Origin of the sequence: Candidatus Cloacimonas sp. (genome assembly GCA_039680785.1) — a bacterium.
Classification (GTDB): Bacteria; Cloacimonadota; Cloacimonadia; order Cloacimonadales; family Cloacimonadaceae; genus Cloacimonas.
This window is the reverse complement of the sequence record JBDKSF010000036.1, coordinates 32,083-53,582: the sequence shown is the minus strand read 5'-3', so window position 1 is coordinate 53,582 and position 21,500 is coordinate 32,083. Positions and strand designations below refer to the sequence as shown.

Sequence of the window (21,500 nt, the reverse complement as noted above, 5' to 3'; positions counted from 1 at the left end):
AAAAGCAATGAAAATATTAGCTATGGGTTTCAGCAAGCCAGAAGTTACTCCTAAAAATTTGGTAAAAAATGGCTCGTTTAACCATTGCATATTAAAATAGCGTAAAAAGTGATAACCTAACTGATCGGTAAAGAAATTGCCGCGCCTTTGTACAAAACTGGTATTGCCATATTGTTTGCGTAATACATATTCTTGAAACATTTTCCAATTACTGGGATTGCCTTCATTGATAAAAGGTCGCTCCCCGGCTCGAACCATTAAATAAATATGTGAAGATAGCCCAACTAAAACTAAGGCAATTCCCAAAAGCCAAATTCTGCGATCCAAAACCTTTCTTAGCTCAATAAACATAATAATAACTGCTACAAGTGCAAAACCCATTTTATCCAGATCGTCAATTTGAACATTTTTTCCCACTACTCCAAAGAGGAAATATCCCACTAATAAAAAGATGGAATAAATAATGAGTTTCGGGAAAAAACTGCCTTGTTTAATGCCTTGCCGCAAAAGAGGATAACATACAATGAACAACATCGCGGGCGCTATCTGTAAGGCAGTTTGATGAACACAAAAACCCAAGAAAAACAGATAGGCAATTAACAGTAAAATGTTCTGATGCGAAAAGTCCCTGCTCTTCTGAACCCAGGTTAAAGTAAGCCAGAAAATTAGGTTTACAAAGAAAACCAAACCCGAATAAACCTCCGCTTCCACTGCATTCATCCAAAAAGTGAAAGAAAAAGCAGTATAAAAAGCTGCGATAACACCTGCGAAAATTGCCTCCCAGGGCTTCACTTTCATCATACTAATTAACTTAATGGCAATTAGATAAGTGAACATAACTGCCAGGGCGCTAAAAAGTCCGGAAATAAAAGCTGCCAAAATGGCATGCGGAATAAAACCACCGAAAATGGCTACAATAGCTCTACCCAGTAAAATATAAAAAGGATTTCCAGGCGGATGAGGAACCCCCAAAATGCTGATACAGGTTGCATATTCTCCGCTATCCCAAAAACTCATAGTGCGGGATTGAGTGCACATATATACAATTAAAGTGACGATAAAAACACTTAAGGCAATCCAGCGATTCAGCTTTATAGGAACAATATTTTGGGGACGCAGCGATTCATCGTCAATAATAATATGCGGAACTGGTTTTTGATATTCTTTTGTTATTTTTTCGGATTCTTTCGCTTTTTGCAATTGTGCTTTTTTCTTTATGTCTTTTACATCCACTGTTTTTCTCCTTTAGTCCTTTAGTCCTGCTTTTGCATAACTGGCGATGATTTGTTTTTGTGCCATAAAGAACAAAATCAAAATGGGCACAATACTGAAAGTGGAAGCAGCCATCAGTAAAGTGGTCTGCGTGGATGCTTCCTGATTAAAATAACTAAGCCCTACCTGTAACACCCTTAGTTCTGGTCTGTTAGTCATAACCAATGGCCACATAAAACTGTTCCAACTGCCAATCAAGGAAAAAATGGAAGCAGTGGCAATCACTGGTTTGGAAAGAGGAAGCATAATTCTCCATAGCATTCCAAAAGTACTACATCCGTCAATGGCGGCTGCATCAAAAAGTTCTTGCGGCAAGGATTTAAAATGCTGCCGGAACAAAAATATGGTAAAAATGTTTACACACCAAGGAACGATAAGCGCTTGATAAGTATCAAGCCAACTAATTTTATCCAGTAAAACATAAGAAGAAACAAGGTAAATTGGCTCAGGAACCATCATCATACTTAAAAAAAGATAGAACAAGAAATCCCTACCGAAAAATTCCATCCTGGCAAAAGCATAAGCTGCCAGCGGAGAAGTAATTAACACACCCAGCAAAGTGAATAAACTAACTAAAATAGTATTTTTAAAATAGATGGCGAAAGGAACTTTGTTAAATGCTTTAATATAATTATCCCAATGGAAACTGGGGACTTTAGTAATCTTTTTTACTTGCGCAGAGGGAACTTCCTTATATTCTTCAATTATCTTATTATCGTTGTTTAATATATGAACTACGCTAATCTTGCCCTTTTCCTGCACCAAAATTATCTTCTGTTGTTGATTTCCCTTATCCCAAACATAATATGTCTCTTTGGGAATAAAAACGCTTTCCTGTTTGTTAAATTCCGATTGGGTCATCAATGAAGTGGAAAGCATCCATAAAAAAGGAATGATCATTGCCAGTCCGCAAATAATGAGAACTATATAAATAAGCGTCATTCTTATTGTTTCACCCATTATGCACTTCCTTAATAATTAACATACTTTTCCAGCCGTTTCTGGTAAATGGTTAAACCCAGAATGATTATAAATAAAGCTAAAGCGACGGCGCTCGCATAACCCATTTCCAGTGTATCAAAGCCCTTTTCATAAATATAGTAAACAATCAGTTTGGTGGTATTTAGGGGACCCCCTTTATCCGTCATTAAATATACCTGCGAAAAGGTCTGAAAAGTAACGATGGTTGTCATTATCAGCACATAAAAAGTGGTTGGCGAAACCAAAGGCAGAGTAATTTTGAAGAATTGTCTGGTTTTGCTGGCACCATCTATTTCCGCTGCTTCATAATAGACCTTGGAAATATTTTGCAAACCGGCAAGATAGATGATTGTGTTATAACCCAGCCCCTTCCAAACAGTCATAATGATAATGGAAAAAAGTGCCTGCGAAGGACCTCCGATCCAACCTTTCAAGTTTATGCCCAAACCCGAAAATAACATTTGGAAAATTCCCCTGGATTCGGAAAGCCATTTTTGAGGAGCAATTCCTACATAACTAAGTAATATGTTCATTAAACCGGTCTGCTCGTTAAACATCAGTTTCCAGACAATGGATACGGCAACCAAAGAAGTTACATAAGGCATAAAATAGACAGTTCTAAAAAGACCTTTGAGCGCTTTTATGTTATTTAGCAGAACGGCAAAAAGCAATGAAAAGATAATGCTGGCAGGAACTACAATTATTACTAACCAAAGTGTGTTGCCCATAGATTGCCAGAAAACATCATCCTTCAACATATTAGCATAGTTCATTAACCCGATGAATTTTCCCGTTCCCTTTAGTGACCAATCAAAAAAGCTGATTACAAAACTCATGACAATAGGGATTAGACGGAAAGCAAGCAACAAAAACAACGCTGGAAGGACATAAAGATAGGGCGATATTTTCCACTTCGTTTTCATACTTTTGTCTCCTTCGTTTCCTCGTGAGGTAGATTGTGGGAACGATATTGATTATAATTAATTCCCAGTTTGGTACATTTATTATACAAGTTTTCTCGGGTGATGCCACTTAGTTTAGCTGCTTTACTGAAATTGCCTTTGCATTGTGTAAGCAGCTGATTCAGATAGCGTTTTTCAAAATTTTGTTTAGCGGAAAACCAATCACCGGATTCTTCCTGTTGATAAGTAGGAGAAACAATATTGGTAGAAGCAACAATGTTTTCAGGTAAGTCCTCAGGTAAAATGACATTATGCTCAGCTAAAATGACTGCATGCTCAATGGCATTTTTCAGTTCTCTGATATTGCCCATCCAGGCATAATTTAAAAAGATGGAGATCACTTCCGGAGAAAGCTTCAAATCCCCTTTGTTATATTTATTGCTGAATTCATTGGTGAAAGCGTTTGCCAACACTTTAATATCATCGCGACGCTCTCTTAAAGGCGGAATATTTAAGTGAAATACATTTAAACGGTAATATAAATCTTCCCGGAAAGTGCAGTTGGCAACGCATTCTTTGATGTCTTTATTGGTGGCGGCAATAACTCTTACATCTGTATGCACATCTTGTTCACCCCCAACCATCCGAAAAAATCCTGTCTCCAAAACCTTCAGTAACTTTACCTGAAAGGAAAGGGAGGTCTCAGTAATTTCATCCAGAAAGAGGGTTCCACCGTTAGCTTCTTGAAAATAACCGATTTTATCTCTGTAAGCATCTGTGAAGGAACCCCGTTTGTGACCAAAAAGTAAGCTTTCCAAAAGGGTTTCTGTTAAGCTGCCACAATTAACGATCACAAATTTTTGATGCTTGCGTAAACTGTTACGATGAATTAAATTGGCAAAAACACTTTTTCCAACTCCGGTTTCACCAGTTATAAGAATAGGCGTATCCAGTTTGGCGATTTTTTTCACTGTTTGAATGAGGGATTGAATTTCAGGTGAATTACCAATAATCATATCCGTTTCAATTTCGCTGTCCAACATAGCGTTCAGTCGTTTATTTTCTGCAATCAGCCTTTGCGTTTGTAAGATTTTTTCTACTTGGATATTGATTATATCAAGATCACGAAAGGGTTTTACCAAATATTCACTGGCTCCTAATTTCATAGCGGCAACTGCAGTTTCAATTGATGCTTGGCCACTAATTACTATAACAGCTGTGTGTGGATAACTTTGAGTAACATATTGAATCAAATCCAGCCCGTTTTCTCCCGGTAGGATAAGATCAATAATAGCAATATGATAACCATATTTATCCAAAAGCCCTTTGCCTGCTTTCAAACTGGTAGCCGTATCCACTTGGTATTTATCTTTCAACTGCAGTTCAAAGAGTTCCAATGTCTCTATGCTGTCGTCCACAATCAAAATTCTGGGTTTGGTTGTATCGTTCATACCAATTTTACCACGATTACCAGATTGGCGTTTTCATATTTGGCGTCAACCGTGATATCTTTATTAAAACAGAGATACTTAGCAGAATGATCTTCAGGCAATACACTGGCAAGTAAATTGTTACCGCTGGCAAAGATTTTTAGTCCCTGCAAGGTAACAAATATCTGCATTGTTATCTGATTTTCAGGGACTTTTGAGGTTATATGCAGTAATAATGCCTCAAACCATTCGCTTAATGAGATGGGACTGATTTTTCCTAACACTTCTTTTTCGAAAAAATGGGGAGTGAAAAGAAAGCGATGTTTAATTTCCAGGTAATTTTGCAAAAAGCTAAGTTCTGCATTCAACCAAGTATTAAGGGCTGTCTTTGAACTTTTTCCCCCGCGAATTTGAATTGCTTCCCAGGTCTCTTGCAGGATGTCTTCCAATTTAATTCCTGCCTTGTAAATTTGATCTGCTTCATCACAATCAACTCGTTGTTTGAGGCGATGAACATAACCTAAAATCAGGTTTAAAGGAGTTCGAACATTATGGATGAGTCCTTCAAGAATGGCAGGAGGTAAATCTTTCATTTTATTTATGGATTTGTTGGTAAGCGTACAGCCCTTTGGCAAAGACATTCATTGCTTTTTTCAGATCTTCTTTGCAAAGGATGTAGGCAATACGCAGTTCATTTTTTCCTAAGCCGGGAGTGGCATAAAATCCCTCTCCGGGAGCAGCCATAACTGTTTCTTGATCTATTTGGAAGTTTTTCAGCATCCAGATAATAAAATCCTCGGCATCTTCAATAGGAAGTTTTACTTGGACATAAAAAGCCCCTTCCGGTTTCTGACAAACAACGCGAGGGATTTTTTTCAGTTCATTCAGAACCAAATCCCTGCGAGATTGATATTCAATTCTAATTTCCTCATAATAGCTTTCCGGTAAATAAATACCAGTATTGGCAGCTAACTGATCAACTGTGGGAGGACAAAGACGTGCCTGGGCAAATTTTAACACGGAAGCCATCAGTTCCTTATTTTTACTAACAATGCAACCGATTCTTGCTCCGCAAGCGCTATAGCGTTTGGAAACGCTATCCACCAAAATGGCATTTTTTTCAAAATCGGGCACTTCCATAACGCTGGTATGAGTTAAACCATCATAAATAAACTCGCGATAGACCTCATCAGAGATAAAATAGAGTCCTCTTCTTTTTGCCAAATCAGCAATGCGGAAAATTTCCTCTTTGCTATATACTGTGCCAGTAGGATTTCCGGGGTTACAGAGCATAATCGCTTTGGTTTTATTAGTTATTTTTGCTTCAATCGTTTTATCATCAGGAAGGGCAAAACCATTTTCAGCATAAGTGGTTAGCGCCACCAGATTAATACCTGCCATTTTAGCAAAACCATTATAATTTGTATAGAATGGCTCGGGAACAATTATTTCATCGCCAACTTCACCTGTAACCATCATTGCAAAAATAATTGCTTCACTTCCGCCGGTGGTTACGATTATATCATCAGGGGTAAGTTCAATATGATAACGATGATAATATTTAACCAGTCCTTCTCTGTATAAATCAAGACCCTGAGAAGGACCATATTCCAAGACCTGATCATTAAATTCGTGATATGCTTTCAGCATTTCAGGGGGAGTGGCAAGATCGGGTTGGCCTATGTTTAAATGATAGACCTTAATCCCTTTTGATTTTGCAGCGTTAGCGACAGGATTTAGTTTCCGAATAGGAGATGCTTGTATTTCTCTTGCTCTTTTAGATAGCTCCATTTTAACATCCTTATTATCTTATTTTTCTTCTGATACCTTTATTTACAGAAGCAGAAAAAAGACAAGGAAAATTTTGGTGTGGCTAAAGTTTGCCAAAACTCAGCCCATTTTTTGAAAGCTAAAAGAAGTTCTTAGAGAAGTTATATGCCTCTGTTGTATCAATATCTATCCACAGATTGGGCTTATTCAGCATAACGGATTTAATGCGTTTTACGAAGATCAATTCCGTGATGGCATTGCTAATGGATTCCTTACCATTTTGAACTGCTTTTTCCACGGCAGAAAAGAAGTCCGATTCCAAACGAAAAATTCCACAATCCAAAGCGTCATAATTAGCCAGTTCTTTTCCGATAGCAGTTATGTAATCATTTTCGGTTTGCACTTTTGTAGCATCATCTACATCAAAATTGTCTTTATAAAAGGGATCGGTAAGCAAAAGATTAATTCTTTCAGGATATTCAATGATTTTTTGCAGCGCTTCCAGTTTTACCAGATGATCAGAAATTGAAAGTAGGAATGGCTCATCATTTACATATTCTTTCACTTTATAAACGGACAGGGCGTTACCATTTTTCCAATCGGGGTTTTCCACTATTGTATAGGGTATGGAAGGTGGGTTATTGTGCAAGTAATTTATGATATAATCTTTCTTAAAACCAACTACGACAATTAGTTCTGTTATTCCAGCCAATTGCAATTGTGCCATAATAGTGGACAAAATAGTTCCTTCATTATATGGCAGCAGGGTTTTAGGAATTTGTTTCGTTGTGTTCCAAAGCCGACTTCCCATTCCAGCGGCAATTATAACTCCCTTCATAACTTATGCTCCATTTTCGTGACCGCCTTCAGAGTAGAGCATTTCCATTTTTGCGATAAAGCGATGAGCGGCTTTTCCATCCAAACCGAAAAAGTATTTATTCCGAAATTCATCGGCTTTGGCAATCATTTCAGGGCTTGGATTTAGGGCGGTCTCAATCGCTTTGGGGAGTTGTTTACCGTTTTGAATATGGGGAAAAGCTCCTTTTAAAAATTCCCTGTTATCAATTTCCAGCAGGGGTTGGCCATCGGAATGGTTCAATTTATCACAATCAAGATCATAAACGATGCCAAATTTATTGAGGGCAATAAAATCAAAGACAGTGCTGGATGCCTCGCTTAAAATAGTATCAGCGGCAGCATAATAAGGAACGATATTGAATTCATTAAAAGGCAGAAGAACGGAATGAGGATATTTTTTCACTCTTTTTTCAAATATTCTGTGTTGCTTATGCGGTGCATATTTTCCCATCCAACTGTAAGGATGAAGTTTTATTATCAGATTATAGTTCTGGGTTTGTTCAAAGATATCGTATTTTATTTCATACATAAAAGTGGGTTTATAATTAGGGGAAAAGAGCACAGTTTTTTTGTCAGGATTCATTCCCCAGCGTTTTAATATTGCTTCCCGCTCAAATTTGCCCTGAAAATAATAATCCAGTTTGGGCAAACCAATTAAGTGAACTTCACTTTTACCTAAGTAGGGGCATTTTAACAATGACTCAACTCGGTGAGGTCCTTCCACAAAAATTTGATATTTCACCCCGGGAGAACGCTCCAAATTACGATAGAGTATATTTTTAATACCTGTTCCGTGATTCAAAAAAATCAAAAGGGTTTTTCCATAGTCCTCTGCATTGCGAAGGGTATCGCCGGCAATAACAATATCAAAGCCCTTGGTCTCATTCGTAAAACGATAACCAAGTTTTTTCCAGTCCTCAATTATTCTTTCTCTATAAGGAAATTCCAAAAAGGCATATTTGATCTTTTCCATATCCAAAGAGAACCAGACATCGTATTTAGCATCATTCAGCAAGAGGTCTATAATAGGATCAAAGGCAGCTTTATGATAAGCGTAACCAATACGAAACAGGAGTTTTATCTTCTTCATTATCTATTTAAGGATTACAAAAATAAAATAAAGTATGGAGGGAAGCTCCATACTTTTTCTTTACATTTCGTTATAATATTCCAGTCCCAAGTGAGTTATAAGGTCTTCTTTCATCATATAACGCAGCGTATTTTTCAATTTCATTTGTTGAATGAAGAGGTCGTTTTCCGGATACAATCCAGGAGCTGTCATCGGGGATTTCCAGAAGAAAGAAAGCCATTCTTGCACTCCCGACAGATTACAACGCTGTGCCAAATCCATAAATAAAATCAAGTCCAATAGAACAGGAGCGGCTAAAATGCTGTCTCTGCACAGGAAATTTATCTTTATTTGCATCGGATAACCGAGCCAACCAAAAATATCTATATTATCCCAACTTTCTTTATTATCGCCACGAGGAGGGTAATAATTAATCCGCACCTTATGATAGAGGTCTTTATAGAGCTGGGGATATTTATCGGGTTCCAGAATGGTTTCCAGCACCGAAAGTTTACTTACTTCTTTGGTTTTAAAGCTATCGGGATCATCTAAGACCTCACCGTCTCGATTACCCAAAATATTTGTGGAGAACCAACCACTAATTCCAACCATTCTTGATTTCAAACCAGGTGCGATAATTGTTTTCATCAGGGTTTGGCCTGTCTTAAAATCCTTACCGCCCACGGGAACTTTTTTCTCTTTCGCCAGCTTTCTTAAAGCCGGAATTTCCAGATTTAAGTTCGGAGCTCCATTGATAAAAGGAACGCCCATTTTTAGGGCAGCATAAGAATAAATCATTGAAGGAGCGATGGCAGGATGGTTATCTTTTAAGCCCTGTTCAAAACTTTCCAGCGTATTATGAACGGGATCTGCTTCTAAATAGACCTCAGTGGAGGCAGCCCAAGCCATAACGAGACGACTGCAATTTTTTGCTTCTTTGAAATGTTTGATATCTTCCATTAATTGCTGTGCCAAGTCCATTTTGTTAACGCCGGTTTTAACATTGGTGCCGTGTAGTTTTTTTACATATTTATTATCAAAAACCGCTTTCTGAGGTTTGAGAGAACGCAAGTCAGGTTCAATTTTACTTAGCAGTTCTTTTTCCAAAACTCCTGCTTTAAGAGCGGCTTCATAGGCATCGTTTTCAAAAATATCCCAAGCCATAAATTCCAAATCGCCAAGGTTTGATAGGGGGACAAAATCCTTAATAAGAGGAGTTCTATTTTCTGTCCTTTTGCCTAAACGAATGGTTGCCATCTGTGAAACCGAACCAAAGGGCTCGGCGATGCCTTTTTTTACTGCCTGCACTCCAGCTACAAAAGTAGTGCTAACTGCGCCTAAACCAACCAACAGAACGCCAAGTTTACCCTCGGCAGGTTTTATTTCATTACCTCTAAGCATTTTATTTCTCCTTTCATTCATTTGCTTATTTAGAGTCACTTATTATGTAATTGCACTTGTGTCAAGCACAATCCGCTGGTCATAATCACTTATTAAAGGTAGGGATTATCCGCCTAAAAGGGAGAGAGAATTGCACAGCATTGTCACCACCCAGAATATTTTCTCCAATAAGTATGGTAGCTACTATGGACTATGCAGCATATATTTGGGTGAATGCGTACTTGCTCGCAAGGCATATATAACCGGTAACCATCGCATAACCATCCCGTATTAAAATATGGGATGGTTATAGCATAGTTCTGAAAAACATAGCGCTTACGAGTAAGGATGGGTTAGCGAATAAATACCCTTGGGTCACTAATGGTAAGTGTAAATATTAGTTTTGTTAAAGGCGGATGCAACAGATATTATTTGGCAAAAGCGAGATATCGGATTATTATATTTTATGGGACTTCTTTTGGGAATGCAGGTTTCTAATAAGCTGGTATTTTAGCCAATATGACATTAGAGAAGGTAGAGTGAAATGATTAAGGACTTAAATGATGTGAATTTTGATCAAGCAACATCCGGAGCGAAAGTTGTGATAGAATTTTGGGCGCCGTGGTGTGGTCCGTGTGAAGTTCTGGGTTCAATTATGGATGAAATAGCAAAAGAGTATCCGGAAATGGAATTCTACAAAATTAATGTAGATGAATATCCTGCTCTGGCAGATAAACATAGTATTCATAGTATCCCCACTTTGTTATTTTATCAACGCGGAAAACTGGTGGATTCCATTATCGGAGTTGTCTCAGTAGGTGTAATTGTAAAGCGATTAGAACGAATTAATTCCTGAAACAAGATAATACTTGTCAGTTCAAGGCAGAAAAAAATAATGGCAACTTGAGAATTTGTGGACTGACGAGGAACCTATAGTGCCTAATCAAGAACTGACCAATAACATAGAGTATATAAGTTTTAGAATAGCTTTGGCAGGATTAAAAATATTACCTTCCCAGATGGCGAAAGCAGTGCTTAAAGGTCTATTCTGGTTTGGAGGTATGGTTATTGGAATTCGTAAAAAGGTTGCTCTAAAACAAATTGGCAAGGTTTATCCCAATAAGACAGCCCGAGAAAGAACTGCAATCATAAAAAAAATGTACCGTAATATGGCGCTATCAGTTTATGAGAGCTATATTATGGATGATAATACGCTTTATAACAATATCCGGCTAAGAGGGAAAGAACATATTGATGAGGCATTATCTTTGAATAGAGGTGCCATATTAGCTACCGCTCATTACGGAAATTGGGAAGCAGCCAGAGTTTTACCCAAAGCAGGTATTCCACTTAGTGGAATTGCAAAACCCCAAAGAAATGTCCTATTTGATAACTATACCAATGCAATTCGGAAAAGATGTGGAATGCACATAATCAATATGAAACGCGGTTTAAGAGAAATGCTAAAGGAATTAAAAGAAAATAGAGTAGTAGCATTTCTGATTGATCAAAATGCAGGTGGGTCTGGTTTAGTGATGGATTTTTTAGGATTTCCCGCTTCTCACTGGAAAGGAGCAGCCAAAATTTCTTTGCGTTATCAAATTCCTATAGTTCCAAGTTTCGCACTTAGAACAGATGATGATAAAATTGAGATAGAATTTTATCCACCTATTTTGCACCCAGATTGGGAAGATAAAGAAGAGAACTATAAAGTAATTTTGGCAGAACTGGATAAGATTTTGGAGCAGCAAATTAATAAACATCCAGAACAATGGTTTTGGGTTCATCTTAGATGGAAGCATTCCTGCAATATGCTTGCCTGATGGAAAGGCGTTAATATTCCTAAAGGCAAGGGAGAATAATTATGTTTATTGACCACCGTTATGAGGTTTTGGAGCAATTAGGCAGCGGTTCTTGGGCTAATGTTTTTAAGGTGCGTGATATTAGAACAGGGAAAATATACAGTTTGAAACTGTTTCAATATATATCTTCGGAGGAATTATACTCGCGATTTACTGCGGAAGAAATGCACCATATAACTCGCTTGGAACATCCAAATCTTAGTAAAGTCGTAGATTTTGGCAATATTGGTGACCACATATATTATCTATGTGAATTTTTTGATGGTAAACAGCTTTCCACCTTCAAGTTCGGTAAAAATAAAATAAATCAAATATATGAAATTGCCGTCCAGATTTGTTATGCTTTGAATGCCTTGCATACCCAAAACATATTGCACAAGGATTTGAAACTGGAAAATGTGCTTTACAGAATGGAAGGGAATACTATAGTGCTTAAATTGTTGGATTACGGTTTTTCCAAAATAGACACAAACAGAGATTCTCAAGCGGTTTCTGGAACTCTTCCTTATCTTGCTCCTGAGGTTTATTTGGGTAAACCGGCGAGCAAAGCCAGCGATTTTTATTCTTTAGGGGTTATATTATATAAACTTACTACGGGCAGTTTTCCTTTTAGCATAGATCAAATATCAGCATTAATAACGGGTGGCAATCAATATATAATTCCCAATTTTCCCAGTGAATTGAATAAAAATATCCCTTTGGCTCTGGAAAAATTAATCCTGCGTCTGTTGGATCAAAATCCGGATAATCGTTTTACTGATAGTGAAGAAATCGTAAATTACATCAATAGAATTCAACCTGTGCAATATCCTTTTTCCGTTTCCTGGTCGATGATCAATACTTTAAAATTCAATAGCTACCTGATAAGAGATAAATTCTCGCATCAAATTCTTGATTATATTCCGGTGATAGAAAAAGGAAACGGCAAAATAATTTCTGTGATTGGGGGAGATGGATTGGGGAAAGACAGCATCATTTCCTTGTTTCGTTACCATCTCTTCAGCGGTAAATACTTTATTTATGACTATACTTGTTCTAAAACTGATCATGAGGCATTTTTTGCTTTAGTTAAAGAATTTGTGCAATCCCTCAGCAATGAAGATATGCAAAAATACAACGGACTGAAAATGATTTCGGAAAAATTCCGCTTGTATCTGTTTGGTTCTGAACAAGAAGCGAAAACAGTCACTCAATCCAGCAGTGAATTGAAACTTGATTTTGAATCCGTTAAAAGCTTGCTGATAGACATTTCCAGTGATAAACCCATTATATTCATCATTCGTAATTTTCAGTTCGTTCATCATAATACGATTGATTTTCTCAATTATATGTCTTCCTATATAGTAAAACATCCTATAATGATTGTTATCAGCAGTAATGATTACAATAAAATAAACCAGATTGAGCATAGTGTGCTGATTAATATTCCCAGCTTGAATTTGGAAGAAAGCCGCAGTTATATAAACCGTTTACTGGCAAGTTTTACTTCTACATATCATAAAGATGAGGTGCCGGAAGAATTAGTCACGGAGATATACAAACGCTCTGCAGGAAATCCTCAATTTATTGTGGAAATCCTGATTGACCTTACTCAACGCAATAAACTTTATTATAACAAGGTGATGCACTATCCTGAGAATCTTTCTGATTATCAATTGCCAAATCGTCTGTTACATTCAATATATTCTCGCTTGAGCCATTTAAAAGAAGTAAACTATCTGCATTTGCAAAAATTGAGCATAGTGCAGACACCTTTAAGTAGAGAACTGATGCTTTCTATCTTAAAAATAAAGGATACGGAACTGTATTCTTTGTTAAATGATGGCATTTATAACGAAATATTGAGGAAACACGGAAAGAATTATTATTTTACCATCAAGGAAGCAAAACAGCGTCTATATAAAGAATGCAACGAAAAAATGCATATCTTAATATCCCAAAGAGTGCTGAAGTTCTATGCCAAAGAAACAATCTTGGATTATGAATCCTGCCGGGGTTTAATTATCAATTCCTTTATAGCTAACGATCCAGTTAGCGCGCGCTTCTACTATTTGAAAATGTATGATTTGCTGAATCAGGAATATAGACAGGAAGAAGCATTTGAAGCAATTTTGAATGTGCTGAATCTGGATTTGGATCCTTCCCTGCAAATATCCGTAAAAGATATTATTACCGATATCAACAAGTTTCAGGAAAAAACGGAAATAACTGGTTTCTATGAAAGAGCCAATTTCATTATTCAGGAATTCAGCAATTTTCCTGATATTTTTGAGAAGTATTATCTGTTGGGGACGGTAGATTTGATGGCGGAAAACATACAGACCGCACTCACTATATATCAACAAGCTGAAAATTTCATCGTTACAGGCAAACAGCAACTACTTATTTGGCTTGGTTATTCGCGAGTTTATGCTAAGATAGATACTGAGAAAATGAAGTATTATGTGGATAAAGCTCTAAAGCAAAAAATGACTCTCGAACTGGAAATAACTTTCATCGATCGTCTGGCTGTTTACTATTCATTGATGAAAGATTTGGATATGGCAATTAAGACGGTAGAGGACTATCTGGAAAAATTGCCTCCCGAGCATAATGCTAATGTTATGATCTGTTTGGCGGCTATTCATAATGACTTAGGTGTTTTTTACAGTGAGCAGAAAAAAATAGAAGAAGCGAATGATCATCTTTTTACATCCTTAAATCTTTGGCGTCGATACAATATCAAACGCTATTTGGGGCTTATTTACAATAATATTTCAGATCTGTATCTGAGACAGGGTTTTACGGTTATCTCAGAACACTATTCAGAACTGGCATATCAATATTCGGATGAGCTTAATCTTCTTGTATCCAAAGCATTGGCTTTGTTGAATCAAGGTGAAGCAAAAATTAAAATGGGAGATTTTCTTACGGCTGAGCAAAAATTGCTGGAATGCGAATCACTGGTTCTTTCCAAAGGTAGCAATATTTTTCTTCAGGCGGTGAAAAGAAACCTTGCCTTGGCAAAAAGTAAAATTAAGGGTTTTGGGCATTACTTCAGTTTCATTATGGACAATGAGCCGGAATTAATCAATGGTCAGATAAAGGAATTGAATCCTCTGGTAAAGACCTATTTCTATTATTTGCACGAAACGGCAAATGCCAAAAAACTGAGAAAATTATTAGCAAAAAATGTACATATCAATTACAAACATATAAATGAGGAAGAGTTTTATCATAATGCCCTTGCCTTGTCAGCAATGGCGGAAAAGGACTTTGAAGGTGCTTTGAATGAACTTAAAATTGCCTTGCGTTATGCAGGTGAGATTAACAATAACTATGCAATAGCGGTCTTCTATGTCCTACAAATCCGTTGCTATTATGGCTTGGGGGAGGTGGAACGAGCTCGTGAACTTATCGAAATAGCTTCGCCTATTATTAGAGAAAATCAATATCGTTATTGGCAATGCGAATTGAATGTGCTATCCTTAAAACTTGACCTTTTGGATGCGGACATTCCCTTGCGAGCAATTTTAAGAAAAGTGAATGAATATCTGGAGGATTGGAGTTCCTACGAGTATTATCAGCTAAATGTTGAATTGTATCAAATAAAAATCCAAATACTCACAGAGCTGAAGCAAGATGATTTTGCCGCGGAAGAATTGAGAAAATATAAAGCATATCTGGAGAAAATAACCGAAAACATCAGCAATGACGATAGGCAGAACTATTTAAGCGTAAATCTCTATTATTTGAATAACCTGAAAAAGTTTACTCTATTGCCCACTGCATCACGCACAAGAGAAATTATCAAAAAATGGAATGAGATGCTATTTAATATAACTAACATTAATAGCATAGACAGAATAAAATTTCTGATAGAGAAAGGCCTGATCCAAGTTTTATCTCCTTGGCAATTCTGCTTGATGCAATATTCAGATAGAATGTCTTCTTATTCTTGTTTCCAAAGCTATAATACAGGGAAGGATAATTTATTCAGCGCAGAATTTGTGCCCTACATAGAAAAAGCGTATAAAATGGATAGTCCGGTTGTCTTTGAACAAGATAACAGGCATTTAATGATAGTTCCTTTTCAGATTGGCTCTAAACGGATTGGGTTTTTGCAACTTTCCGATAAAGGAGAAATGCCTTACACTAAACAAGAATTATCCATTATGCGCAATACAAAACAACATCTTGCCGCTTTGCTTATTAGAATAGAGGATTTTAGTCAGATTACTCTGCGCATAGCAAAAATGAACCAGTTGATGTCCATTACGCATAATTTAATGAGAACGGTAAATATAAATGAACTGGAAACGGCTATTGTTGCCGCTTGCATAGATTTTACCAATAGCACGCGGGGTTTTCTGATTAAAAGAGACAGCGATGGAACTATTATCTATAAAGTGCAGCTAAATTCTGCCAAACAAATTTTACCGGTAGTTTCCGGAGTGAGTAAAACAGTATTAAGCTCGTCTCAAAGTAGTCAGGAAATCATATCTACTTACAATGCCGTGGAAGACAACCGTTTTAAAAGCGCTATTAGCGTTCAAGATTATGTGTTGCATACAATATTTTGTGCTCCCGTGATTGTAGATAACGCTGTTTATGGATATATCTATCTGGATAATTTGAACGATAACACGCGGGAGATGTATTTAAATATCGAGATAATCAAGCTGCTATTGGAGCAAATTAATATTGCCTTAAAGAATGCTATGCTCTACGAGAATTTACTGCAAAAGAATAACGAACTTAATACATTTGAAACGCTGAAGGATGAATTTATGGCTATTGTAGCACACGAATTAAATACTCCTTTAACAACTTTGCAGGGTTATGTAACTCGTTTGAAACGCAATCTCTTTGCTGATGAAGAAGAAAGAACGGATATCATAAACAAGATTGAAAATTCGGTAAAAAAGCTGATTCTCACTACCAATGATATTACGACAATGAATACTTATAACTTAACCAATTCTTTACCTCTTACAACTCTGTCCGTGCAGGAAATATTGGAAATCGTATATCAGGAAGTGCAAATTCTTTCCCGCAATCGCAAGATGTTTATAAAATTGGAAGTTGAGAAAGATTTGCCACCCATTAAAGCTAACTGGGAAGCACTGCATTTGATGGTATATAATTTGGTCTTAAATGCCATTCGCTTTACCAATGATTTTGGCACCGTGATTATTGGTGCACGAAAATCAGCATTCCAAAGTGAAAAAATAGATGGAAAAGAAGCATTAGTCATCTATGTTCAAGATAATGGAATCGGCATACCTGAATATCAACTAAGGAATGTGTTTCGGAAATTCTATGAACTGAACGAAATTTATGCACATAAATCTGGGACCATAGAATATCGTAGCAGTGGACTTGGCTTAGGATTAACTACTTCCAAACGCATTGCAGAATTGCATTCCGGTAAAATTTGGATTAAGAGTAAAGAAAACGAAGGCACCACTGTCTTTGTATCTATACCATTAAAACCTAAAAGCAAGGTTTAACAAATCTAATGAAATGGATTTATACCGCTCTGTTTGCCCTATTCCTGATTTGCTTATATGCAGCTGAGCCAACTGTAAAAGAAGATGGCTCTTCAGTGATGGCGGAAACAAGCAGTGATACATACACTTATAAGTATATAACAGAACTCGTCCAAGAAGGTGATTCTCCTAATTTGGAGAAAGAAATAATTATGTTTAAGGTTACTTATCCCGATTCACCTTATCTTCCTTATGTAAAATACATAGAAGGAAATCTGGCAATGGAACGAGGAGATTATTCAACCGCCATTTACATTTTTGAACCGTTGCTGAAAGTAAACTTAAATCAAACTGTGCTTGCCGATTTGATACTGAATTACGCTTATTGCTTAAGTGAATTAAAAATGTATGATGCATCGCTGTCTTTATTACAGCAGTTGGAAAGAAAAATTGGGAATCCACTGTATAATGACCTTGCCGATCATCTAAGGGGTGATATATATTTCAAACAGGGACAGTTTTATGCTGCAGAAGAATCATACACTAAGGCAGCAAAGGCATTTCCCACTAACGAGGCAATTCGCTATGCTTTGTATTCTACTTATCTGCAACTGGGAAAAGATGAAGAAGCGCTGACACTATTAAAAACACAAGCTGCTGAAAGCGATTATTTTTATAATTATGCTCGTCTCTGGTTGGAATTTTTACTCTCCAATGAACGCTATGCCGATTTTGATCAATTTATTATGGATAATCAGCTGGAAGAAAAAACCATTCCTGCGGAAATTATTGATATTTGCATCCGGAGATACTTGCAAGATTCCGACTACATAAAAGTGGCAGGACTATTACCAAAAGTTAAACAAGATTCTCCTCGCTTTCAATATTATAAAGCGCTGCTGCATATCAACTCAGGTAAGAAACAACAAGCAGATTCACTTTTAGCTGTCTTGTCAACTACCCCAGAAAAAGAAATAGCCATACCTGCCCTGCTGGAACATCTCAAATTGAGCTATGAGATAAATCCCGCAGCGGCAATTGAACAATTGAATAGCTATCTGTCACAGACCTCCGATGAGTTTATGAAAGCGGAACTATATTATACCCTGGGATATTTTTACTATCAAAGTGGAAATTATATTGATGCAATCAAACAACTGGCTCAAGCCAAACACTATGTTATAACCCGTGAGTTAATGAGTAGGATTGATTATTTAACTGCGGAAGCATTTTATGCTGCAGGCCGCATTGAATTGGCAAAAGCAGCATTCAATCGATATTTGAATCTATATCCTACTGGAAACAGAAGAGATAGGGCATGGTTTTATCTTGGCTATATAGATTATCTGGAAAAGGATTATATGGCAGCAAAATCTCTTTTTCAAGAATTTACAGAACTCTATCCCAATTCTCCTTTGATCCAGGAGACAATATTCTATCAGGCGGAGATTGATTTCTTTTTGGCAAACTATGAATCATCCTTGCAGAATTATCTTTACTTATATGATAGGATGCCGGAAAAATCATTTACGGCTTTAAGAATTGCTCAGATATATTACTATCAGGATAACTATGCTAAAAGTGAAGAATTTTTGCAAGACCTTACACTCAATTATGATGTTTGTCTTCTAAAAGGTAATATAATGTTGGCAAGAAAGGATTACTCTTCTGCTCTTGCGCAGTTTTTACAAGCGGAACAATTTGCCAGTGATACTTTGCATAAAGAAGAAGCGCTTAGCTATCGGGCATTGTGTTTGTATCAAATGAAACGCTTTAAAGAAGCATCCGATTTATATCTTCAAATATCCGGACAAAAAGGTAGCCCAGAGACCTATCTGTTATTAGCTGCCAAATCTGCTTTTGCCGCGGGAGATTATAATTCCGCGGTGGAATTAAACAGCTCATTCATTGAACAGTATCCTGAATCGGTTCATTTTTGGGAAGCATTATCTGATATAGCCAATGCTTATTATAATATGGGTAATTACGAAAAAGCCATTGATGACTGGATAAATATTCTTGCTCATTTTAGAAATACGGTTGATTTTGATGATCAGCAGTATAATGTAATCCAAGATGCCTTAAATGGCTTGGAACTGGCTTTGAAAAAAGTAAATAATGAAAATGTCTATAATGAAATGCTTGCGCTGCCCGATAGTTTTTATAGTGAATACATCAAATTTGAATTAAATTATATACTCGTGAAGTGCTATGCTGATAAAGTGCAATGGAATGATTTACTGGCTACGGCTGAACAAATAAAGGCGAAATTTCCCCCAAGCAAAAAGGAAGATATCGAACTGATTATGGCCACTGGCTTGATGGAACTTGATCAATTGGTAGATGCGGATACATTACTATCCAGTATCTATCAGGAAAGTGGAAATAGAGAAGCCCTTTTAAAATGGGCGGAACTCGAATTTTTAGTCGGTAACTATGATTCAGCTTTGGAAAAATATCGCATTGCCTATGATAGTAATCCAGATGGAGAAATCTGGGTTAAAATGCTAAAGTGTTCCGAAGCCAATGAGTACCAAAATTTTGATGAGCTGTGGAAACTTGGCTCTGCCTATTTGGATGATCATCCGGAAGTATATTTGCTCCGCTTGCGTCAGCTCTATAGTGCAGAATGTTTTGAAGAGGCAAGAGATTTGGCTGATTACATAATAAACAATAGTTTTGCCGATTATGATCAATCTTCCGCTTATCTGATGATTGGGATGATTGATTATAGCACAAAAGCATACTCTTCCGCTATAGCTACTTTAAAAAGAGTGATGGCTCTTTCTCCAGAATATAAAGATATTCAGAGCGGTGCAGTTTATTATTTAGTGCTGTCTTTACTTGATTCGGGAGCAAACATAGAGGCAAAGGCATATTTTAGACAATACGAAACGAATTTGAACGAAATAGATAAAAAAGAACTGAACGAGATTATGGAGGGAAAGAGATGAAACGCTCTATCTTTACAATTGCATTATTAATAATTCTGGAAGTCCTAACGGCTCAAGTCCAGGAACAACCAGAATTATTGGTTACTGGGGAGAACTCCTTCAAACCTTATTTATATAGAAGGTCTTTACTTTTTTCACCTTTACCAGATATGGGTGATAGTTTACCTGCTTTTGTGCCTTATGTGTCTCCTGAGCCAGAAAAACCGACAGAGGTGCAAACAATCAAGCATCGTTGCTATATGCAATTTGAGGGTAATGTTGATTATGGATTCAATAGTTTCATCAGCTACTATCCTTCCAGTTCCTTGATAAATGCGTTAACTAATACTTTAGATATGCGTTCCCCGATTCCTGAATTGCTTTCCATTCATAATAATTTATTTCTGGGAGCGCTGATTAATCCAGAATTTCCTCTCTCCTTAAGGATTCAGAATGTGTCCTCGCAGGGTGATGATTATGATAATACAATGATGGATTTTAATATCAGTTATTATAGACCTTATTTTGAGTTAAGTGAAACCAATTTTAAAGATATCTCCGCACAATTAAGCTACAGCTATCTCTATCAAAAGATTGCGGAAGTCCCATACAAACGAAATTATCTTAATCTATATCTTGCTTCCAGTATGGAGATCGAGCCGTGGGACATTAAAGCAAAATTACTTACCAAAGAGGGAGATGCTGGAATCCAAATAGCATCCCTCTATCAGGATGAATTTAAGCGATTCCCTAAAGTAGGAATTAATTTGACTGCGGATGCCTACAATGTCATCCCTTCTATAGAATTTTTATATCGCTATCCTGTTAACGGCTTTGGAGTATTTAGTTTGGCTAATGAACCACTTCTGGAGAGTAACGATTATCTGTCTTTTCTGGAAGCATCTCCCTGGATTGCTTTTAGTGACGCTCACAAACTTAAAAAGGTTCCCCTCAATTTTATAACCAGTTTGGATTATCTCTATCCTGAGAAACTAAACTTTTCTTTAGCACGGTTGAATCTGAAAAATAAGCTGCTCTATGAAGTTGACAGTCCTGTCTTGATAAATAGTGTTGTGTATCGTATTCCAAGCGTTCGCTATACTGATATCTTCTCCAATCAGACGACATTGGATGCTTTTTTTAAACTGGATAAGCTTAATATGCATCAGGATATTGAATTGGATCTTGCATATTTAAGCAAAGATAATTACGAGAGAGTTCCCTACCGATCTCTGTTAAATCTGGATTCGCGTTTTTCTTATAACTATGATGTTTGGTTTTTCAATCTGGATGTTTTACAGCATTATTTTACTAAAGATCATTTAGGCAATGATCTTCCTGAAGCGTTCGTTCTAAATATCGGAGCAGAATATAATAGGGATGACTCGGCAATTTATGTTCAGCTTGCTAATCTGTTCAATCGCAAGCAGTGGGTTTTTTCTGAGCAACCGGGTAGGGGACGCAACTTTTACTTAGGTGTAAAACATCGTTTTTAGGATTTTATTGACAGAAATCAATACATTCAGGATGCAGATTTTAAAAGATAATTAAAAGGAAGATAATGCACTTAAC

Annotated in this window: 14 protein-coding genes; 5 read left to right on the top strand and 9 right to left on the bottom strand. The window is 36.8% G+C overall.

The features are described 5' to 3' along the window. The 9 genes from ABFC98_02245 to ABFC98_02205 all read right to left on the bottom strand — a co-directional run. The coding region (locus tag ABFC98_02245; protein ID MEN6444849.1) for a DUF2723 domain-containing protein at positions 1-1,233 on the bottom strand (1,233 nt) is incomplete at its 3' end. 12 nt (positions 1,234-1,245) lie between these two features. Next, positions 1,246-2,232: a carbohydrate ABC transporter permease gene (locus tag ABFC98_02240; GenBank protein ID MEN6444848.1), complete on the bottom strand. Its 987-nt coding sequence runs from the start codon at positions 2,230-2,232 to the stop codon at positions 1,246-1,248. Positions 2,233-2,243: 11 nt separating this feature from the next. Next, complete coding sequence (locus tag ABFC98_02235; GenBank protein ID MEN6444847.1) at positions 2,244-3,176, bottom strand: sugar ABC transporter permease; 933 nt, start codon at positions 3,174-3,176, stop codon at positions 2,244-2,246. Next, on the bottom strand, positions 3,173-4,606 hold the full coding sequence (locus ABFC98_02230; protein MEN6444846.1) for a sigma-54 dependent transcriptional regulator: 1,434 nt from the start codon (positions 4,604-4,606) through the stop codon (positions 3,173-3,175). The genes ABFC98_02235 and ABFC98_02230 overlap by 4 nt, the downstream gene beginning before the upstream one ends. Next, entirely contained in the window at positions 4,603-5,178 is a 576-nt protein-coding gene (locus ABFC98_02225; GenBank protein ID MEN6444845.1) for a hypothetical protein, read from the bottom strand. Before ABFC98_02225 ends, ABFC98_02230 begins: the two co-directional genes overlap by 4 nt. A gap of 1 nt (position 5,179) precedes the next feature. Then, positions 5,180-6,376, bottom strand: coding sequence for a pyridoxal phosphate-dependent aminotransferase (locus ABFC98_02220; protein MEN6444844.1), 1,197 nt, complete (start codon positions 6,374-6,376; stop codon positions 5,180-5,182). A gap of 118 nt (positions 6,377-6,494) precedes the next feature. Further along, the gene (locus ABFC98_02215; protein ID MEN6444843.1) at positions 6,495-7,193 is read right to left on the bottom strand and encodes a sugar phosphate nucleotidyltransferase; all 699 of its coding nucleotides are present in this window, start codon (positions 7,191-7,193) and stop codon (positions 6,495-6,497) included. A gap of 3 nt (positions 7,194-7,196) precedes the next feature. Beyond that, positions 7,197-8,303, bottom strand: coding sequence for a CDP-glycerol glycerophosphotransferase family protein (locus tag ABFC98_02210; GenBank protein ID MEN6444842.1), 1,107 nt, complete (start codon positions 8,301-8,303; stop codon positions 7,197-7,199). A 60-nt stretch (positions 8,304-8,363) separates the two neighbouring features. Next, the gene (locus ABFC98_02205; protein ID MEN6444841.1) at positions 8,364-9,683 is read right to left on the bottom strand and encodes an inositol-3-phosphate synthase; all 1,320 of its coding nucleotides are present in this window, start codon (positions 9,681-9,683) and stop codon (positions 8,364-8,366) included. A gap of 523 nt (positions 9,684-10,206) precedes the next feature. Here ABFC98_02205 and ABFC98_02200 point away from each other — a divergent pair. The 5 genes from ABFC98_02200 to ABFC98_02180 all read left to right on the top strand — a co-directional run bounded on the left by ABFC98_02200 (position 10,207) and on the right by ABFC98_02180 (position 21,424). After that, entirely contained in the window at positions 10,207-10,518 is a 312-nt protein-coding gene (locus ABFC98_02200) for a thioredoxin family protein (protein ID MEN6444840.1), read from the top strand. A gap of 79 nt (positions 10,519-10,597) precedes the next feature. Continuing rightward, positions 10,598-11,485, top strand: a complete 888-nt coding sequence (locus ABFC98_02195) for a lysophospholipid acyltransferase family protein (GenBank protein MEN6444839.1) — start codon at positions 10,598-10,600, stop codon at positions 11,483-11,485. 41 nt (positions 11,486-11,526) lie between these two features. Continuing rightward, on the top strand, positions 11,527-17,016 hold the full coding sequence (locus ABFC98_02190) for an ATP-binding protein (protein MEN6444838.1): 5,490 nt from the start codon (positions 11,527-11,529) through the stop codon (positions 17,014-17,016). Between the two features lie 8 nt (positions 17,017-17,024). Beyond that, entirely contained in the window at positions 17,025-19,949 is a 2,925-nt protein-coding gene (locus tag ABFC98_02185; protein MEN6444837.1) for a tetratricopeptide repeat protein, read from the top strand. Then, a complete protein-coding gene (locus tag ABFC98_02180) occupies positions 19,946-21,424 on the top strand; it encodes a hypothetical protein (protein MEN6444836.1) in 1,479 nt (492 codons plus the stop codon). The genes ABFC98_02185 and ABFC98_02180 overlap by 4 nt, the downstream gene beginning before the upstream one ends. The last annotated feature ends 76 nt before the right edge of the window (positions 21,425-21,500 follow it).

Coding starts and splice junctions, on each gene's coding strand:
- ABFC98_02235 (MEN6444847.1), bottom strand. CDS start 3,176: ATGAAAACGAAGTGGAAAATATCGCCCTATCTTTATGTCCTTCCAGCG.
- ABFC98_02210 (MEN6444842.1), bottom strand. CDS start 8,303: ATGAAGAAGATAAAACTCCTGTTTCGTATTGGTTACGCTTATCATAAA.
- ABFC98_02220 (MEN6444844.1), bottom strand. CDS start 6,376: ATGGAGCTATCTAAAAGAGCAAGAGAAATACAAGCATCTCCTATTCGG.
- ABFC98_02225 (MEN6444845.1), bottom strand. CDS start 5,178: ATGAAAGATTTACCTCCTGCCATTCTTGAAGGACTCATCCATAATGTT.
- ABFC98_02200 (MEN6444840.1), top strand. CDS start 10,207: ATGATTAAGGACTTAAATGATGTGAATTTTGATCAAGCAACATCCGGA.
- ABFC98_02230 (MEN6444846.1), bottom strand. CDS start 4,606: ATGAACGATACAACCAAACCCAGAATTTTGATTGTGGACGACAGCATA.
- ABFC98_02180 (MEN6444836.1), top strand. CDS start 19,946: ATGAAACGCTCTATCTTTACAATTGCATTATTAATAATTCTGGAAGTC.
- ABFC98_02205 (MEN6444841.1), bottom strand. CDS start 9,683: ATGCTTAGAGGTAATGAAATAAAACCTGCCGAGGGTAAACTTGGCGTT.
- ABFC98_02240 (MEN6444848.1), bottom strand. CDS start 2,232: ATGGGTGAAACAATAAGAATGACGCTTATTTATATAGTTCTCATTATT.
- ABFC98_02215 (MEN6444843.1), bottom strand. CDS start 7,193: ATGAAGGGAGTTATAATTGCCGCTGGAATGGGAAGTCGGCTTTGGAAC.
- ABFC98_02185 (MEN6444837.1), top strand. CDS start 17,025: ATGAAATGGATTTATACCGCTCTGTTTGCCCTATTCCTGATTTGCTTA.
- ABFC98_02190 (MEN6444838.1), top strand. CDS start 11,527: ATGTTTATTGACCACCGTTATGAGGTTTTGGAGCAATTAGGCAGCGGT.